15 protein-coding genes are annotated in these 19,331 nt (G+C 41.6%); 14 read left to right on the top strand and 1 reads right to left on the bottom strand.

Annotation, left to right across the window (positions count from 1 at the left end; translation table 11 throughout):
- Position 1: 1 nt before the first annotated feature.
- From JQM81_RS02700 to JQM81_RS02675, 6 genes are all read left to right on the top strand, one after another.
- Positions 2-562 (top strand): TetR/AcrR family transcriptional regulator, encoded by a 561-nt coding sequence (locus tag JQM81_RS02700; RefSeq protein WP_235231989.1) that lies wholly within the window; start codon positions 2-4, stop codon positions 560-562.
- Positions 563-650: 88 nt separating this feature from the next.
- Positions 651-1,307, top strand: coding sequence for a hypothetical protein (locus JQM81_RS02695; RefSeq protein ID WP_235231988.1), 657 nt, complete (start codon positions 651-653; stop codon positions 1,305-1,307).
- 7 nt (positions 1,308-1,314) lie between these two features.
- Positions 1,315-1,761, top strand: coding sequence for a hypothetical protein (locus JQM81_RS02690; RefSeq protein WP_235231987.1), 447 nt, complete (start codon positions 1,315-1,317; stop codon positions 1,759-1,761).
- A 163-nt stretch (positions 1,762-1,924) separates the two neighbouring features.
- Positions 1,925-2,806 carry a 16S rRNA (adenine(1518)-N(6)/adenine(1519)-N(6))-dimethyltransferase RsmA gene (gene rsmA, locus JQM81_RS02685; protein WP_235231986.1) on the top strand — a complete coding sequence of 294 codons (882 nt, stop codon included), beginning with the start codon at positions 1,925-1,927 and terminating at the stop codon, positions 2,804-2,806.
- Positions 2,807-2,856: 50 nt separating this feature from the next.
- The gene (locus JQM81_RS02680) at positions 2,857-4,227 is read left to right on the top strand and encodes a citrate/2-methylcitrate synthase (RefSeq protein WP_235231985.1); all 1,371 of its coding nucleotides are present in this window, start codon (positions 2,857-2,859) and stop codon (positions 4,225-4,227) included.
- A complete protein-coding gene (locus JQM81_RS02675; RefSeq protein ID WP_235231984.1) occupies positions 4,228-5,148 on the top strand; it encodes an alpha/beta fold hydrolase in 921 nt (306 codons plus the stop codon).
- Here the strand turns inward: JQM81_RS02675 and JQM81_RS02670 are convergent.
- A complete protein-coding gene (locus tag JQM81_RS02670) occupies positions 5,143-6,927 on the bottom strand; it encodes a bifunctional homocysteine S-methyltransferase/methylenetetrahydrofolate reductase (protein ID WP_235231983.1) in 1,785 nt (594 codons plus the stop codon). The genes JQM81_RS02675 and JQM81_RS02670 overlap by 6 nt on opposite strands.
- Before the next feature lie 370 nt (positions 6,928-7,297).
- Here JQM81_RS02670 and JQM81_RS02665 point away from each other — a divergent pair, with 370 nt between their 5' ends.
- The 8 genes from JQM81_RS02665 to JQM81_RS02630 all read left to right on the top strand — a co-directional run bounded on the left by JQM81_RS02665 (position 7,298) and on the right by JQM81_RS02630 (position 18,958).
- Complete coding sequence (locus JQM81_RS02665; protein WP_235231982.1) at positions 7,298-8,890, top strand: response regulator; 1,593 nt, start codon at positions 7,298-7,300, stop codon at positions 8,888-8,890.
- Complete coding sequence (locus JQM81_RS02660) at positions 8,887-10,653, top strand: sensor histidine kinase (RefSeq protein WP_235231981.1); 1,767 nt, start codon at positions 8,887-8,889, stop codon at positions 10,651-10,653. Before JQM81_RS02665 ends, JQM81_RS02660 begins: the two co-directional genes overlap by 4 nt.
- Positions 10,643-11,941 (top strand): ABC transporter substrate-binding protein, encoded by a 1,299-nt coding sequence (locus JQM81_RS02655; protein WP_235231980.1) that lies wholly within the window; start codon positions 10,643-10,645, stop codon positions 11,939-11,941. The genes JQM81_RS02660 and JQM81_RS02655 overlap by 11 nt, the downstream gene beginning before the upstream one ends.
- Before the next feature lie 125 nt (positions 11,942-12,066).
- On the top strand, positions 12,067-13,362 hold the full coding sequence (locus JQM81_RS02650; RefSeq protein ID WP_235231979.1) for an ABC transporter substrate-binding protein: 1,296 nt from the start codon (positions 12,067-12,069) through the stop codon (positions 13,360-13,362).
- A gap of 75 nt (positions 13,363-13,437) precedes the next feature.
- Positions 13,438-14,280 carry a carbohydrate ABC transporter permease gene (locus tag JQM81_RS02645; RefSeq protein WP_235231978.1) on the top strand — a complete coding sequence of 281 codons (843 nt, stop codon included), beginning with the start codon at positions 13,438-13,440 and terminating at the stop codon, positions 14,278-14,280.
- Positions 14,281-15,117, top strand: coding sequence for a carbohydrate ABC transporter permease (locus tag JQM81_RS02640; protein ID WP_235231977.1), 837 nt, complete (start codon positions 14,281-14,283; stop codon positions 15,115-15,117).
- Positions 15,118-15,167: 50 nt separating this feature from the next.
- A complete protein-coding gene (gene malQ, locus JQM81_RS02635; protein ID WP_235232015.1) occupies positions 15,168-16,661 on the top strand; it encodes a 4-alpha-glucanotransferase in 1,494 nt (497 codons plus the stop codon).
- Entirely contained in the window at positions 16,658-18,958 is a 2,301-nt protein-coding gene (locus JQM81_RS02630) for a glycoside hydrolase family 31 protein (protein ID WP_235231976.1), read from the top strand. The genes malQ and JQM81_RS02630 overlap by 4 nt, the downstream gene beginning before the upstream one ends.
- Positions 18,959-19,331 lie beyond the last annotated feature (373 nt).

Raw genomic sequence — 19,331 nt, 5'->3', positions numbered from 1 at the left:
ATTGAATACAGGTATCACATCAAAAGAAGCGATCCTTCAGGTGTGCAGAGGGATTGTGGCTTCCAGAGGGTTATCTGCAGTGAATATGCGATCCGTTGCTGATGAATGTCATATTGCACTTGGGACATTATATAATTATTATTCTAATAAAGATGAATTGCTGCTTGCGATTGTAGAAGATATATGGAAAGCGATTTTCCATATGGATCACAAGTGCCCAACGGACTTCACTTTCCCAGAATATGTAGCGTATATTTTTGAATGTATACAGAAAGGTGCTGAAGATTACCCGGATTTTTTCACAGCGCATTCTGTCAGTATCGCCAACTCTGAAAAAGGGAAGGCAAAAAGCACAATGAAGCATTATTTCGGCCATATGAAAACAGGCATGCTGGAGGTATTGCAGGCGGATGACCGGGTATCAGGAGAGGCATTTTCTTCAGCATTTACAGAAATGGAGTTTATTGATTTTGTGCTAGACAATTTGTTGTTATTACTTATACAGGGAAAGACAAGTTGTGAAGTGCTGAAAGAGACGATACGAAGAACGATTTACTTATAATTATTGATTCATATAATAGAATTCCCGTCTTTTGACGGGCTTTCTTTTCAAATAAAATGAACAATGTTCACCTAAGGAGGAAGAGCTTATGCAGGCAATTTTTGAGACACTGTTTGATATCGTATATCTGGTGTCGGTTATTACACTTGGTGTTCTTATGATTCGTGGAAGCCAGGGACGCAGACAATATTTTCTATATGGGATGATGGCGGTCGTACTTGGATGCGGGGATGCATTCCATCTCGTACCAAGAGCGATTGCGCTCTGTACGACAGGATTAGAAAACTATACGGCAGCGCTTGGTGTCGGGAAACTGATTACATCCATTACAATGACATTATTCTATGTGCTGCTCTATTATGTATGGCGGCTTCGTTATCAGGTCAACGATAAAAAAGAACTTACAATGATTGTGTGGATTCTGGCACTCTTGCGTATTGTATTATGTCTGATGCCGCAGAATGCATGGATGAGCGCTGAGGCACCACTTTCTTGGGGAATTTACCGTAATATTCCGTTCACCATTCTTGGTGTGTTGATTGTGGTTCTGTTTTATCGCAGTGCAAAGGCAGAACAGGATAAGCCGTTTCGGTTTCTGTGGCTTGCGGTGGTCATAAGCTTTGCATGTTATATTCCGGTGGTTTTGTTTGCAGATACCGTGCCGCCGGTTGGAATGTTGATGATTCCCAAGACATGTGCTTATGTGTGGGTTGTTTTGATAGGATATAAAGCGATGGGACGGTGATGATTCTATGAGCAGACGTTCTTTCTTTCATGTAAAAAAGCGTACATTGCTTGCGGTTGCAGGCTGTGTCTGGATGATTGCCGGATTTAATGTGGCAAGGCTTGGCATACTTTCTTATCAGAAGATCCTGCCATTTTCAGTAATACATATCTTGTTATCCGTTCTTGTTTTTGCTGCGTTTGGAATGATGTTTTATAAAATGAGCATCAAGCATACCAAGCGGATCAAGGGCTATAAAGAAGAGTTCCGCCCGGTATGGCATTTCTTCGACCTTAAGGCGTACTGTATTATGGCGGTTATGATGGGCGGCGGAATCTGGCTTCGCAGCTCCGGGCTTGTGCCGGATGTATTTATAGCGGTGTTCTACACAGGGCTGGGGTGTGCGCTGGCACTTGCCGGAGTGTTGTTCTGGCTGATGTTCTTTGGATATCGTGAACACAACATAGAGGTATAGTATAGGAATATAAAAGGATTCACAGTGGTTGAAAACCAAGGTGAATCCTTTTTTTGATATATAAATTCACATTTTCTTAATTATTATTTAATTCTTTAGACATATCAAAAAGTCTGAAAATATTGTATAATAACAAAATACTATAAAAATCAGGAGTAGATCTATGAGTAAACCGACTTTAGGAAATCCCCAGAATACCATTGAGATTTTGCAGAAATATAATTTTACATTTCAGAAAAAATTTGGCCAGAACTTTTTGATCGACACACATGTACTGGATAAGATTATCCGTGCAGCTGAGATTACCAAAGAAGATATGGTGCTGGAAATAGGACCGGGTATCGGAACGATGACGCAGTATCTGGCAGAGGCAGCGGGAAAGGTCGTTGCGGTAGAGATTGACAAGAATCTGATTCCAATCTTATCGGACACACTGAGTGCGTATGAGAATGTGACGATTATCAATGAAGATGTTCTGAAGCTGGATATCCAGAAGCTTGCCAATGAGGAGAATCAGGGAAGGCCGATCAAGGTAGTGGCGAATCTTCCTTATTATATTACAACTCCGATCATTATGGGATTATTCGAGAATCATGTACCGGTAGAGAGCATTACTGTCATGGTGCAAAAGGAAGTTGCAGACCGGATGCAGACCGGACCGGGGAATAAGGATTATGGAGCATTGTCGCTCGCTGTTCAGTATTATGCAGAGCCGTATATTGTGGCGAATGTTCCGCCAAACTGTTTTATGCCAAGACCCAAGGTGGGGTCAGCAGTCATCAGGCTTACCTGTCACGAACAGCCACCGATGGAAGTGAAGGATGAACGCCTGATGTTTGATATTATAAGGGCATCTTTCAACCAGCGCAGAAAGACTCTGGCCAATGGCCTGAATAATTCAGACAAGTTATCATTTTCAAAAGAAGAGATCACAGAAGCAATAGAGTCTTTGGGGAAGGGTTCCAGCGTCAGAGGAGAAGCTCTTACGTTGGAAGAATTTGCAGAGCTGAGCAATTATTTGTGGAAATATTCGCATAATGATTAAGTATGCGCAATAAGATAATAGATTAGAAGAAAAAGAAAGGAGTGCTGCCTATGGCGAGAAAAGGAGAATTTGTATTATTTGAGGTTACACCGGAGATAGAACATTTTGCAGAATTGTGTAATAAAAATAACGCAATTGACAAGGAATTATATACAAAGTATGAGGTGAAGCGGGGCCTGCGTGACTTGAATGGAAAAGGCGTTCTGGCGGGTCTTACGAATATCTCTGATGTATGTGCGAAGAAGATCGTGAATGGCGAAGAGGTCCCTTGTGAAGGCAATCTGTATTACCGAGGATATAATATTAAAGATCTGGTAAGAGGATTTCTGGAAGATGGGCACTTTGGATTTGAAGAGGTTGCGTATCTTCTGCTGTTTGGAGAATTGCCAACAGCAAAGGAGCTGGAGATGTTCCATGAGACATTGGTAGAACGACGTACATTGCCTCCGACATTTGTAAGAGATGTGATCATGAAGGCACCGAGCAGAGATATGATGAATAGTCTGTCACGTTCTATCCTGAGCCTGTATTCCTATGATGCATTGGCAGATGATACATCGATTCCGAATGTGCTGCGTCAGTGTCTGAATCTGATCAGTCAGTTTCCGATGTTGATGGTATACGGTTATCACGCGTACAATTATCGCCTGGGCGAAGATCTGTTCATCTATGCCCCATCTCCAGAATTATCTACGGCGGAGAATATCCTGATGATGCTTCGAGAGGACAAAAAATATACACAGTTAGAAGCAAAGATATTAGATATGGCTTTGGTACTGCATATGGATCATGGTGGAGGTAATAACTCTACATTTACAACACATGTGGTAACTTCTTCTGGAACGGATACCTATTCTACGATTGTTGCGGCACTGGCTTCTTTGAAGGGGCCGAAGCATGGAGGTGCCAACATCAAAGTTACACAGATGTTTGAAGATATGAAAAACGTGGTAAAAGACTGGAAAGATGAGGATGAGGTTCGGCAGTATCTCTATGATCTTCTGGATAAAAAAGCCTTTGATCAGAAGGGGTTGATCTATGGAATGGGCCATGCAATCTACTCTGTATCTGATCCAAGAGCTGATATTTTCAAGGGATTTGTGAAGCAGCTTGCTGCAGAAAAGGGCTATGAAGATGAGTATGCATTGTACGAGACGGTAGAGCGTCTGGCACCGGAAGTAATTGCAGAAAAGAGAAAGATCTATAAGGGTGTCAATGCAAATGTAGATTTCTATAGTGGTCTTGTGTACAGCATGTTAGATCTTCCGCCGTCATTATACACACCAATCTTTGCGGCGGCGCGTATCGTAGGATGGAGTGCGCACAGACTGGAAGAGTTGAAGAATGTTGATAAGATTATCCGACCGGCGTATAAGCCGCTGGCTGAGCATAAAACATATCTGAGAATGGATGAACGATAGATGAAAAAGGAATTTTGTTATCCTTCCCGGGATGGAGTGACGCAGATTCATGCAGTAGAATGGATCCCGGAAGGAGAAGTTAAGGGAGTGCTTCAGATCTGCCATGGTATGGTGGAATACATCAACCGATATCATGATTTTGCAGAATATATGTGTGAGCGGGGGTATTATGTAACGGGGCATGATCACCTTGGACATGGAAAATCCATACGCAATGAAGAAGATTATGGGTATTTTGAAGAGAAGAAAGGGAATCAGTTTGTCATTGGTGATATTCAGAAGCTTCGGGAGATGACGACTGAAAAATATCCAGATGTTCCTTATTATATGTTAGGACACAGTATGGGGTCATTTTTGCTGCGGCAATATCTGACCATGTATGGAAAAGGTCTGTCAGGTGCGATTATCATGGGAACTGGATATCAGGGAAGTGCGGTATTGAACATGGGGCAGCTGGTATGCCGTGTGATCGCAGCATTCAAGGGTTGGAGATACCGCAGCAGATTCGTCGATAAACTGAGCTTTGGCAGCTATAATAAAAGATTCGAACCTGGAGAGACTTCAAAAGATTGGATCACCTCGGATAAAGACCACAGACAGAAATATGTCAATGACCCATTATGTTCTTTTATGTTTACATTGGGCGGCTATTACCAGATGTTTGAAGGGATGAAAGTACTGACACGAAAAGAGAGCATGGAACGTATCCCGAAGGACTTACCGGTACTGTTCGTGGCAGGAGCAGATGATCCTGTGGGAGCATTTGGAAAAGGAGTCGAAAAAGTATATAAAAAGTATAAAACGGCCGGAATGCAACAGGTATCCATGCATCTCTATGAAGGAGACCGGCATGAGATCCTGAATGAGACCGACCGTGAACAAGTGTATGAAGACTTATATCAATGGATTGAGAGTCTATAGAGACTTTCGAATCTCTTTCAGCAGATGGACTCTATTAAATGGAAATGAAAAATAGTATCCATCTGCGAAGTCTTTGGTGTATTCTATGATTTCTCTGGCGATTGCAACACCGACTGCTTCGCCTTCTTCTTTGGTGCCATGTTCCGGATAGCGTTGGATGATCTCATCAGTAACATCGACACCTGCAATTTCATTTTTCATAAATGACGCATTTTTTCTGCTGATCAGAGGCATAATTCCACAGAGAATCCGAGCCCCGGTGGATTCTTTAATGTAGCGGACACGATCAGCGTCATTCTTAGAGAAGACTGGCTGAGTCAGGAAGAATTCAGCACCAACTTCCATCTTACGTTTTACTCGCTTAATCTCCACTTCAAGATTGCGTCTTCCCTGGTTGATTGCGCCTCCGTAAACCATCGGTGCATCTGGGAAATATTCCTGGTTCATATCTCTTACAATCTTCATCAGACCTACAGAGTCAAAGTTGAATACTGATTTTACCGTCTGTCTTGCCAGAGATGGAATCGGATCGCCGGTAATAATCAGCAGATTATGAATATCATTGATATGTGCGCCTAAGATCAGAGATCTCATGGCGATGGCATTCTTGTCGCGGCAGCAGATATGCGGCATGACGCACATACCTGTGGAACGTCGTATCTTTTCGGCCATCAGCACAGAGTCGATTCGTGTTCTGCCAGACGGAGAATCTGGAAAAGTCAATACATCTACATCTTCATTGCGCAGAAAATGTGCTGCTTCCAGAAGCTTCTCATCATTGGCAGAGACTGGAGGAGCAAGCTCTACGGCAATGAGCTTTTTGTCTTTGACAGTACCGTCTTCCTGACAGAAGAAGCCGGATTTCTTTTTGTATGCTTCGACTTCTGTGTGAGACAGGATAGAAGCAGATTTTACTGATTGTCGGATGTCCAGTGCAGACGAAATTGCCTTGATAAAAGATGGATTTGTTCCGCAGCAGCCTCCAAGAATGTCAATTCCGGCAGTAGAAAGTTCGGTCATCTTTTCTGTAAAATAATCTGTATTGTTGTTAAAGAAGATCTGGCGTCCACGGAGACGTTTGGGATATCCGGCATTTGGCAGAGCTATCAGGTATTTGTCTGAGTGGAGATTTATTTTTCCATATATCTGGTTCATATGTCCGGGACCAACACCACAATTCAGGCCGATTGCATCAACCTCTGGTACGGAAGCTGCTTCTTCTAACAATTTCTTTGCGCTCAGTCCGGAAGCACTATAACCAAACTGGTCTACACAGAATTGCATCATGATAAAAAGTGGATATTCTTTTTTAATATGAGAGATTGCCGGAAGAATATGTTCCATGTCAGGAAATGTCTCAAAAGTCAGTACTTGAATTCCTTCTTCGGCAAATATCCTTGCAATCTGATAATATTCCTCTGCCAGAAGATCTGTCTCGGTATTCGGAGAAGAAGTATCTGGAATCGGACCGATATCACCGGCAATAAAGATGTCTTTGCCTTCGGCCGCATCTTTTGCAAGCTGTATTGCTGCACGAATATTCTGCTCCACCGAAGCCCAGTCAGAAGACAGCAACACCGTGTTGGATGCAAATGTATTTGTACGGATCAGCTGGGCACCAGCATCAATATAGGAGTGGTGGATATTGCTGACGCGATCTGGATGCTCTGTGTTTGCAGCTTCTGGGATCTCATCTGTCTGATATTTTCCGGCATAATAGGTTCCAAAAGAACCGTCAGTAATTAATTTGTTTCTTTGTAAATATTCTTGAATCGTCATATGTATATTCCCTTTTTATGATTTAAATTTGTAATGTGGTATATTGGAAAAGTATAACACATTTTGCCCTGTTTATAAAAAGATTTTGTGATATGATGTTATAGAAAACAACTATTATGAGTGATAGAAAATGGTTATATGATCTGATCTTTGTGATTATTCAGAGATACAATCGGCAAGACTTATGAAGCTGTTAAAGTAAAATAATTTAATTTCGCTGTATATCTTACATCCGGGACAGGAAAATAACGAAAAAGTATGATTTTTGGCATAAAAAGTATACTTTTTTATAAAATGATTCCCTGTTTGAACAATAAAATGAAAGGAGAAAATCAAAATGTATTTACGTTTATATCAAATGGGGATAATTATGAAACTGTTAAAACTGGTAATTGTGGACGATGAACCGATTCTTTTACAGGGACTTTTGCATACCTATGACTGGGAGAGTATGGGATTTGAAGTAGTGGGTTCTGCTTCAAGTGGAGAACAGGCATTGGAGGTTATCCGTGAAGTGAATCCGGACGTGGTGTTGACAGACATACGGATGAAGCAGATCACAGGCCTTATGGTCATAGAAGAGATACAAAAGGAAGGCCTGGAGTGTCTGTTCGTGGTACTAAGTGCATATCGGGATTTTGAATATGCCAAGCAGGCGTGTGATCTGGGAGCTTTTGCGTATCTCTTAAAACCGATTGAGGATGATAGGCTTCAGGAAACCATGGGAGCTGCTTATCAAAAATGCATGGAGAGGCGGAAAGCGGATGAAAAGTATGAAAGCTGGGAAAAGCTGCTTGTGTCAGATTCTACCAGTTTTCTGCAGGTAGTTGTGCAGAAATATGTACAGAATCGTCTGGAATATGATAAAGTTAAGGAAGTGTTTGACGCAATCGGTAACATACTTCTAGAAAATGACCGGTTTATTACAGTGTGTGCGGATATAGATATTGCATATAAGATTACGAATTCTCTGGATTATGAGGCATCCAGACTGAAATTATTGAATCTTCTGGAAGAACCTGTCAAAGAGAGATATTTTTACTGGAAGATGGAAAATCAGGAAGGAAATTATATCTTCATTATTAAGACTCAGGACAATGCAGTGGTGAGAGAGCTGAAGCATCTTTTGGAAGATATTAAGCAAAAAGGGACAAGCCCGGTTATTGCCGCAATATCGAAGCCATACAAGGGCATTGAAGGAATCAAACGCAGCTATGAGGAGGCACAGAAGCTGTTCGGAATTGCCGGGGCGGCAGGAGCAAGTGCTCTTGCAGTTTCAGAGGAGCTGGAAGATTATATGGATAAAGGGTCCTCAGACGATGCGGATATCTTGATCGTCAATGCAGTGAGAAAGAATAATGCGAAAGAGCTTAAGGATGCTTTTATTCATATGATATATCATCTTCCAAAGGATGAGGAGCTGCAGTGCAAGTATTTCCATAAGGTTATGCTGAATGTAGAACTAATGGTCAAGGATTCCTATGGAATGACGGATGAATTAAAGGAGAAGTTCCAGAATTATTACTCTAACATGCAGAATCTGAACGCGGCAAGAACAGTAGATGTATGTTATAAGATTATCGGAAATGTAATCGAAGAGCGTCAGAAATGTGCGGAAAAAGATGAAACAAAATATTTCAAAGAATATATTCAGGCAGCTGTTGCGTATATAGATGAACATCTGGATGATGAAGAATTGTCTATTGTGTCGGTTGCGACGCATGTTTATCTGAATCCTGTTTATTTTGGAAGAGTATTTAAGAATACATTTCATATGACTTTCAAGAAGTATATTCTGCAGCAGAGAATGGAGAAAGCAAAGCGACTGCTGGAAGAAGGGGATGTAAGTATCGGAAATATATGTGAACAGGTCGGAATTAATAATCCGTCATACTTTTCACATCTTTTTAAGCAATACACTGGAAAGCTGCCCAGTGAATATAAAAAGGAATACGAAGTATGAGAAAAAGAATGCTGCAGTCAGGCATCCAGAGAAAATATTTAAAATATACAATTACACTTCTTGCACTTGCATTATGCCTTTCCAGTATTGGAGTATGGGCATATATGCAAAAAAGTGTCAGAAAGACAATCGTTGATAAATACCGGTTCATTGATGAGAAAATGGGAATTGCGTTAGATAATATGTATCGGAAAAGCGATGAGGTGACCGCAGAGTGTATTGTCTATGATGATGTACAGAAAAGTCTTCAGAAGAATGAGATGGAAGAGGTGAACCGCACTGCTCTCAGTAAGTATTTTGCATATATTGATCTGGATTATGTGTCGGAATATTGTTATGTAGATAATAAGTGCAATGTGTACAGCCGTTATTACTCAGATGTTTCTTACGCCGATTTTAAACAGAGTGGATTTGAGGGTAAGCTGGGCGGAGATTATTCGAAAACAGTATGGTTCTGGGCAGATGATAACTTGTTTGGTACCGGTGAACCGTCTCTTTTTATCGGCCGCTATGTAAGGAGTATGGAATATGCGCATGAACCGGGCATGTTGTTCCTTAAGATGGAAGAGAAATATCTGGACAAGGTTGTGTCCAATGGAGTATCAGAGGAAGCGTTTGCTTCGGGAATCATGGATGCAAATGGAAATCTATGCAGTCTGAATGCACCAGAAGAAATGTGGATCCCCATGGAAGATATTTCCCTGGAGGCCACTGACAGAGAGGGCGATGGCATGATCTTAGACGGCATGGAAGTGTCAGGCGGTGTGGTATCGGCGTATCGGCAGAAAGAAAGTGGGTTTATCGTATTTTCATTCGTGCCGGACTGTGTGTTGAACAGCGGAACAAGAAGTATGCTTTTTGTGTTGGCAGGAATCTATGTCATTGTCATTGCAATTGCGTTAGTCTTGAGTATTTATTTTTCGCAACGTTTTACCAGACCGATTCAGGATATCAGCGAAGCGATGAGTAGTTTTGACGGAAAAGATTTTGATCATACGATTGAACTGGAGACGCATACGGAATTAGATCAGATTGGGCGTTCTTATAATGAAATGCTTGGAAATATCGAAGAGTTGCTGGAAGAGATTAAAATACAGCAGCAAGAGTTAAGGACAAGTGAGCTGAATATGCTGATTAGCCAGATCAATCCACATTTTCTCTATAATACGCTGGATACAATCTATATGCTTGCCCGTATTAATAAAGAAGAGACAACGATGAAGATGATACAGGCGTTGTCCAAATATCTTCGACTGTCATTGAGCAAAGGAAAAGATGTGGTTACAGTCGAGGATGAATTGGAAAATGTAAAGAGTTATATGGAGATACAACAGATTCGGAATGAGAATCTGTTCCGATATGAGATTGACTGTCAGGTGGATCCAAAGCAGACGTATGTGTTGAAGCTTGTGCTTCAGCCGCTTGTTGAGAACGCGATAAAATATGGCTTCTGCGATATTTTTGAAGGCGGTTTTATTCGAATTGAAGTAAAGAAGGCGGAGGAAACACTGGAATTTGTTGTGTATAACAACGGTACGTCCATGGAAAAGGATATGGTGAAGAAACTCAATGATTTGAATGGACTTCCGCTTAGCAAGGTGAAAGACAGTTTTCCAGATAAAAGCCGTGGATATGGGCTTATGAATATTATTACCCGACTGCGGCTGAAGTATGGAGATGAAGTGAGAATCCTTTATCATGCAGAGTCGGAAGGAACCAGCTGTATCATTCGCATCCCGGGAGGTGAAGGGCATGTGGAATAAAGAATTGTATAGCAGATTGCTCTCAGTGCTTTTATGTGTAGTTCTGATTGTGGTTCTGCTTGTCGGCTGCAAATCAGAAAAAGAGAAGAAAACGGCGAACAGTCAAAATGAAATAAAGATTCCGATGATCCTTACCGTAAATCCTTCCACCGGTAAGAAGAACGAAGAAAAAGTGGTTGAAAAGTTCAATGAGGAATATGATGGAATCTACGAGATAGATGTAGAGTGGGTCATGGAGACGGAAGATGAATATCGTCAGAATCTGAAACGGTTGAATGTTACGGATGAATTGCCTGTAATCATCACGGATCTTCGTATGCTGCCATCTTTCTATCAGATGATGATAGAGGATGAGAGAATTGAGGACCTGTCTCCTTATATCCTGGAAGATGACGAATGGATGAGTATGATAGAACCGGTCGTGTTGGATAGCTTTCGTGAATCGGATGGAAAGATCTATCTGGCGCCTCTTAGTACGGCAGCCTTCTCGTGTTCAGGAGTGTTCTGGAATGAGGAGCTGTTTGAAGAGGCAGGGATTGACGAATTCCCGGAAACTTGGGAAGAATTCTGGAACGTGTGTGAAAGGCTTAAGTCTTATGGGATAACGCCTCTTGCGTTACACACAGAAGGAACTGCCTGGGCGGCAATGCTCTTAGCTACGGCAGAGCTTTCTGATACATCAGAAGGAGCAGAGTTCATGAAAGAGATATTCCCGGAATCCTATCAGAATGAAAGTGGTCTTCACATGGCAGAAACGTTAAAGAGATTGTTCTCGTATACAACGAAAGATGTGATCGGGCAGAATTTTGATGTGTCGTATGAGAATTTCTTTTCTGGCAAAGCTGCCATGATTCCCAATGGATACTGGATGATTGATCAGATCCCAGAAGGAGAATGGGAGAAAAAGGTGCGATTCTCGCCGTTCCCGGGGAATAAGCTGGTCTCTTCTCCGGAGACCTTTGGCTGGTCGATTGTATCCGGTTATAGTGATGAGAAGAAGAAAGGTGCAGTAGAGTTCTTGAAGTTTCGGACGAAGCTGAATAAAGAAGAGAAAGAAGAACTGTTTCGGGATAACGATACCAGTAATAGTCAAGTGGTGCAGGATTATATCCGGGCATATCAGGGGAATCCACAGATTGTGCCGAACTACCAGGTGAAGTGGAATTCGATTCTTCAGGAAGAGACACTGGGAGCATACCTGCCAGATCTGATCTCTGGAAAGATCACTCCAGAGCAATTTACACAGGAAGAAGATAAGAGTATAGAACAATTTGAGGCGGAGCAGTGATGCTTCGCCTTAAAGTTTATTTTTTTGCATAGTTGGTTTTTTTATTGTTAAATGTTTTGCATTCTTTTTTGTTAGTATATCTCCAGAAACAAAAAAACGAAAGTTTTAGAAAAGAGGAGAACAGTATGAAAATGAAAAAAGTTTTATCGGTTTTACTGGTAGCAGCAATGTCCTTAAGCCTCCTTGCAGGATGTGGAAGTTCTTCATCCGATGAAGGATCTAAGGATGCAAAGGGTAAAGTATATTACCTTAACTTCAAACCAGAAGCAGACGAGCAGTGGCAGGCTCTTGCAGAAGCTTATACAGATGAGACTGGCGTTCCTGTAACCGTTCTGACAGCAGCATCTGGAGAATATGAGAAGACATTAAAATCTGAGATGGCCAAGACAGACGCTCCGACATTATTCCAGGTAAATGGACCGGTAGGTCTTGCAAGCTGGAAGGATTACTGCTATGACTTATCTGGTTCTGACATCGCAGGCGAGCTTACAGATGACAGCTTCGCACTGATGGACGGAGATAAAATGGCAGGTATCGCATACGTTATTGAAAACTACGGAATTATTTACAACAAAGCACTTTTGAAAGAAGCTGGATATACAGCAGATGATATCACGAATTTTGACAGCTTCAAGAAAGTAGTAGAAGATATCACAGCACGTAAAGATGAACTTGGATTCTCTGCATTCACATCTGCAGGTATGGACGGATCCTCTGACTGGAGATTCAAGACACATCTTGCAAACCTTCCGATCTACTATGAATACAAAGATGAAGGTATCGACAACACAGATGCAATCAAGGGTACATATCTTGATAACTACCGTGCAATCTGGGATCTGTACATTAACAATGCAACCTGTGATCCTACACTTCTTTCTACAAAGACAGGTGACGATGCAGTAGCAGAGTTTGTAACAGAAGAAGCAGTATTCTATCAGAATGGTACATGGGCATATAACGATGTCGCTGATCTTGGCGATGAGAATCTTGGAATCCTTCCAATCTACATTGGCGTAGAAGGTGAAGAAGATCAGGGTGTCTGCACAGGTACAGAAAACTACTGGTGTGTCAATGCAAAAGCTTCTGAAGATGATATTCAGGCAACACTTGACTTTATTAACTGGTGTGTAACATCTGATACAGGTGTTGAGGCTATGTGCAAAGATATGGGATTCGTAATTCCATTCAAGTCTAATCTGGAATCTGATAACGTACTTGTAAATGAAGCTAATAAATATCTGGAAGAAGGCAAGACTCCTGTTTCATGGAACTTCTCTACAATGCCTTCAGAAGAGTGGAAGAACGGTGTTGGTTCTGCACTTACAGCATACGCAGCAGACCAGACAGATGCGAACTGGGATGCAGTAGTAACTGCATTCGTTGACGGATGGGCAACAGAGGCTGCAGCAGCAAAATAAAAAAGAAACCATAAGAGACAGACGGCGGGCGACGAATAGTTCGCTCGCCGTTTTTAGAGAGAAGGAGGGAGTTTTATGGAAAAAGCCATAAAACGTTATATGCCGATATTTGTACTTCCGACATTCTGTGCATTTATCATCGGCTTCATTGTTCCGTTTATTATGGGTATCTGGCTGTCTTTCTGTAAGTTCACGACAGTTACAGATGCAAAATTTGTAGGATTCTCCAATTATATCGAAGCATTAAAGGATACCATGTTCCGTCATTCATTCTGGATGACTGTTCTCTTTGCAGTAGTATCACTTATTGTAATTAATGTAATTGCATTTTTACTGGCTATGGCACTGACGCAGAAGATGCGTGGAACCAATATCTTTCGTACTATCTTCTTTATGCCGAATCTGATCGGCGGTATCGTGCTCGGTTATATCTGGCAGTTGATCTTTAATGGTTTCCTGGCTCGTTATAACACTGCAATCAGCCTGAATCAGTGGTACGGTTTCTGGGGACTCATTATTCTGGTAAGCTGGCAGCAGATTGGTTATATGATGATTATCTATATCGCAGGATTGCAGGCGATACCGGGGGATGTTATGGAAGCAGCACAGATTGACGGTGCATCACCGATCCAGAGACTTTTCAAGGTTACGATCCCGATGATGATGCCTTCCATCACAATCTGTATGTTCCTGTCCATTACCAATGGATTCAAGCTCTTTGATCAGAACCTGTCATTGACAGCAGGTGAACCGGCAAAACTGTCTGAGTTAATGGCACTGAATATCTTCAATACGTTCTATGGACGTACCGGATGGGAAGGTGTCGGTCAGGCAAAGGCTGTAATCTTCTTCCTGATCGTAGTAGCAATCGGAATGATACAGCTTCGTGCAACACGTTCCAAGGAGGTGCAGCAGTAGATGAAAATAAAAGAAAAATTAAGCTGGGTAGGTACCGGTGTATTTACGATTATCGGTATTGTTTACATTGCACCAATTTTAATCGTGCTTATGAACTCCTTTAAGAAAAAGGTATTTATCAATAAGGAACCATTTGCACTTCCGACAGAAAAGACTTATGTAGGATTTGAAAATTATTTTGCTGCGATTGATAAATATGAATTGTTAAGTGCCGTTGGCTGGACGGTATTTATTACGATTGGTTCTGTATTGGTGATTCTTGTATGTACATCCATGTGTGCATGGTATATTACAAGAGTAAAGACAAAATTTACAAAGCTTCTTTATCTGCTTTGTGTATTTTCAATGGTAGTGCCATTCCAGATGGTCATGTTCACACTTTCACTGGTTGCAGACCGTACCGGACTTAACACACCATGGGGAATCATCATTATATATCTGGGATTCGGAGCGGGACTTGCGGTCTTTATGTTCTGTGGATTTGTAAAGTCTATTCCGCTGGAAATCGAAGAAGCTGCTATGATTGATGGGTGTACTCCACTTCGTACATTTTTCTCAGTAGTTCTTCCGATCATGAAACCTACCTATATCTCTGTAGGTATTCTGGAGACGATGTGGATCTGGAATGACTTCCTGCTTCCGTATTTGGTACTTGACCTGAATAAGTATAAGACGATTTCTATTGTTATTCAGTATATGAAGGGAAGCTACGGACGAGTAGATATGGGCGCGATTATGGCTGCTCTTATCCTTGCCGTTATTCCGGTAATTATCTTCTATCTGTCCTGTCAGAAACATATCATTAAGGGTGTTGCGGCAGGTGCTGTAAAAGGATAACTCGGGAGCCCGCATGAAAGCGGGTTCCTTTTTAGTAAAGGAGAAACATGATGAGAAGAAATGGAATGTTAATGCCGATATCATCACTGCCATCTGCCTATGGAATCGGCTGCTTTTCGAAAGAGGCATATGAGTTTGTGGATCTATTGAAAAAATCCGGCCAATCTTTGTGGCAGATTCTGCCTCTTGGACCTACCGGGTATGGTGATTCCCCCTATCAGGCATTTTCCACATATGCAGGAAATCCATATTTTATTGATTTGGAGTCATTGATCGAGGAAGGTTATCTTACACAAGAGGAATGTAAGGCGGCTGATTTTGGAGATGATGAAGAATCTGTAAATTATGAGAAAATCTTTCGTGCAAGGTTCTTGATTTTAAAGATTGCATATGGAAGAATCAAAGACAGCGGTGGACTTCAGGAAGAAGACTACCGTGCATTTAAAGAGAGAGAAGCATACTGGCTGGAGGATTATGCACTCTATACAGCAGTAAAGAACCAGTTTGACGGAAGAAGCTGGGACAGCTGGGCAGAAGATATCCGTTTTCGTAAGCCTGAAGCAATGGCTTATTATAGAAATGAATTGCAGGATGAGATAGAATTCTATGAGTATCTGCAATATCTTTTTTACACACAGTGGACCGAACTTAAGTCTTATGCCAATGAAAATGGGATTCAGATTGTTGGTGATATTCCAATCTATGTAGCATTTGACAGCGCAGATACATGGGCCAATCCTGAGTTGTTCCAGTTGGATGAGAATCATCTTCCGACTGCGGTGGCAGGATGTCCGCCAGATGGATTCTCAGCCACAGGTCAGCTCTGGGGGAACCCATTATATAAATGGGATTATCATAGAGAAACAAATTATGAATGGTGGGTACAGCGTATCGCGCATTGCTTCCGCCTGTATGATATTATGAGAATTGATCATTTCCGTGGATTTGATGAATATTACTCGATTCCGTATGGAGATACGACAGCAGAGTTCGGACACTGGGAAAAGGGACCGGGGATGGAACTCTTCAATGCAATAAAAGAAAGACTGGGAGATCTTCCAATTATTGCAGAAGATCTTGGTTTCCTGACAGAAAGCGTAAGGCAGCTTCTTTCAGACAGCGGCTATCCGGGAATGAAAGTGTTGCAGTTCGCATTTGATTCCCGTGAGGAAAGTGATTATCTGCCACATAATTATGGAACGAACTGTGTAGTATATACAGGAACGCATGACAATGATACGTTACAGGGCTGGTATCAGTGCATCAGTGCAGAAGATAAAGAAATGGCACTGACATATCTGAATAATTGGGCGACAGATGAAGAAGAGATTCACTGGGATTATATCTGTCTGGCAATGCGCAGCGTAGCAGATACGTGTATCATTCCGGTGCAGGATTTCCTTGGCCTTGGATCACAGGCGCGTATGAATACACCATCTACGCTTGGCGGCAATTGGCAATGGAGAATGAAAAAAGGTGCATTGACAGATGAGATTTTGGAGAAGATATATGCACTTACCAAAGTGACAGGAAGAGTAAGATGAAGAAATATGGCAGATTAAAAGAACATAAAAAAGATGGAAACATAATTTATATCTCTTTTGAAAAGGGAGAACTGGAGATTCAGATTATTACCGGACAAATTATCCGAGTATTTTCGCGGTTGTCCGAAGAGCGCCCGGTATCTAAGGCAATAGAAGGGGACAAAGTCCGAAAGGTGGCATTCGCTATAGAAGAAGATGAGAAAAGTGTCCAGATTCATTTGCCGAAACTTACCGTGCAAGTCTTTGATGAGGCCAAGGTGGATATCTATGATAAAGATGGAAAGCCAGTCTGTATTGATTACAGAGGAGAAAGAGTCTCTAGTCAGTCACTTGACCAGAAGATGCTGGAACTTTTAGAGCGAGAGGGACACTCTACCCAGGAGAATGCAGATGGTCATGTGATTCAGGTTTTGAAGAAGCTGGATGGAGACGAATGCTTCTATGGACTTGGTGATAAGACGGGGTTCTTGAATAAGCGTGGATATGAATATATGAACTGGAATACGGATGATCCAGATCCTCATGTGGATAGTTTCCGGGCATTGTATAAATCTATTCCATTTTTTATTACGTTAAAAAAGGATACTGTTTTTGGACTTTTCTTTGATAATACATTTCGTACATATTTTGATATGGGAAAGGAATCGGATGATTACTATTGGTTCGGTGGAGACCAGGGCAATCTGGATTATTATTTCATCGGCGGAGACTCGATGAAAGACGTAGTGAAGGGATATACTTACCTGACTGGAACCGCGCCGCTGCCACAGATGTGGATGCTGGGATACCATCAGTCTAGATGGGGATATCAATGTGAAGCAGATATTCGAAAGATTGCGGAGTCCATGCGTGAATATCACCTTCCTTGTGATGTAATCCATATGGATATCGATTATATGGAAAAATATAAAGTGTTTACGGTAGATGAAACGCGTTTCCCGGATATGAAGAAGCTGACGGATGATCTGTCAGATATGGGAATCCGGCTTGTGACCATCATGGATCCCGGAGTAAAAGTTGAAAAGGGATATGAAGTGTATGATACAGGTGTTGAAAAAGGCTACTTTGCTCTGGACGAGGACGGACAGATATATGAAAATGCAGTCTGGCCTGGAGATGCGGTTTATCCGGATTTTGGCAAAGATGAGGTCCGTGATTGGTGGGGAGAAAACCATCGTATGTTGATGGAGTCCGGAATCAGCGGAATCTGGAACGATATGAATGAACCAGCAAGTTTTAAAGGGGAACTACCGGAGAATGTTGTGTTTTACGATGGCGGCAGGAAGAGTACTCATGCAGAAATGCATAATGTCTATGGACATAATATGGCAAGGGCAACTTATCAAGGATTAAAGAAGTTGACCGGTAAAAGGCCATTTGTCATTACGAGAGCATGCTACAGTGGTTCTCAGAAATATGCCATTGCCTGGACAGGAGATAATCACAGTATCTGGGCGCATCTGCAGATGGCAATTCCGCAGCTGTGTAACCTTGGCTTAAGCGGAATCCCCTATGTGGGAACGGATATTGGCGGATTTGGTTCGGATGCAACGAAAGAACTGATGTGTCGCTGGATTGAAGTGGGATGCTTCTCGCCATTCTGCCGAAATCATTCAGCAATGGGAACAAGAAGGCAAGAGCCGTGGACTTTTGATCAGGAAGTGCTAGATATATACAGGAAATATCTGAATCTCAGGTATGAATTGCTGCCGTATCTCTATGATCTGTGCCATGTAGAAGAGCAAGAAGGGCTCCCACTGATGCGTCCGCTGGTTATGAATTATGAAAAGGATGAGGAGACGAAGAATCTGAACGGACAGTTCATGGTCGGAGATCATATTATGGTTGCACCGGTGACAGAACAAGGAATGCGTCAGAAACTCATATATTTCCCTGAGGGAGAATGGTATGATTACTGGACTGGAGAGAAAATCCAAGGCGGACAGTATAAGATTCGCCATGCAGAACTAGATGAGTGTCCAATCTTCGTAAAAGCGGGAGGTATATTACCAAAGTATCCACCAAGACTTTCTACGTCAGAGGAAAAGGACAAGGTATTGATTTTGGAGGTGTATCCGGGAAAAGCAGAGTATGTTCATTATCAGGATAATGGGGAAGACTTCCACTATCAGGAGGGTGAATATAATCTGTACCGCTTTTCATTGGATGGAAACGAGCTGTCGATGGAGCTGATTCATCAGGGATATGAGAAGATGTATGAGACATTGGTTATCCGGTATCAAGGAGAAGAGAGAGTCGTGAAGTTTGAACATGACTATATGATAATTCTGGAGTGAAGAGGAATAGTTGTGAAATTAATAGTTTCAGATATCGCAAAGATACTCTGGAAAATTTATATGCTTACAATACATGTTATGATGTGATATATGATAGATGAGAAAGGAATAACTGTCCACAAAGTGGATCGCCATTAATGTAAAATATAAGCCTACCTAGACTGCTGAGTGCAAAGGTAGGTTTATTTGTTGTTTACTTGTTTTTTCCTATTTATGTAGGTAAGCAGTGTGATTAAAAATGCCAAATGTAATCATTAAAGAGAATCTACTTTTTCCCAAGGGATGGAGAAATATTAGTATATATTTATTGTGTTATGTTAGTAAAAGAATAAGGTATCTTTTGTTTGACTTTTAGCTGAATTATTTTAAAATA

This window comes from Faecalicatena contorta (assembly GCF_021531895.1).
Taxonomy (GTDB): Bacteria; Bacillota; Clostridia; order Lachnospirales; family Lachnospiraceae; genus JAFBIX01.
This window is presented reverse-complemented; position numbering and strand designations above follow the sequence as displayed.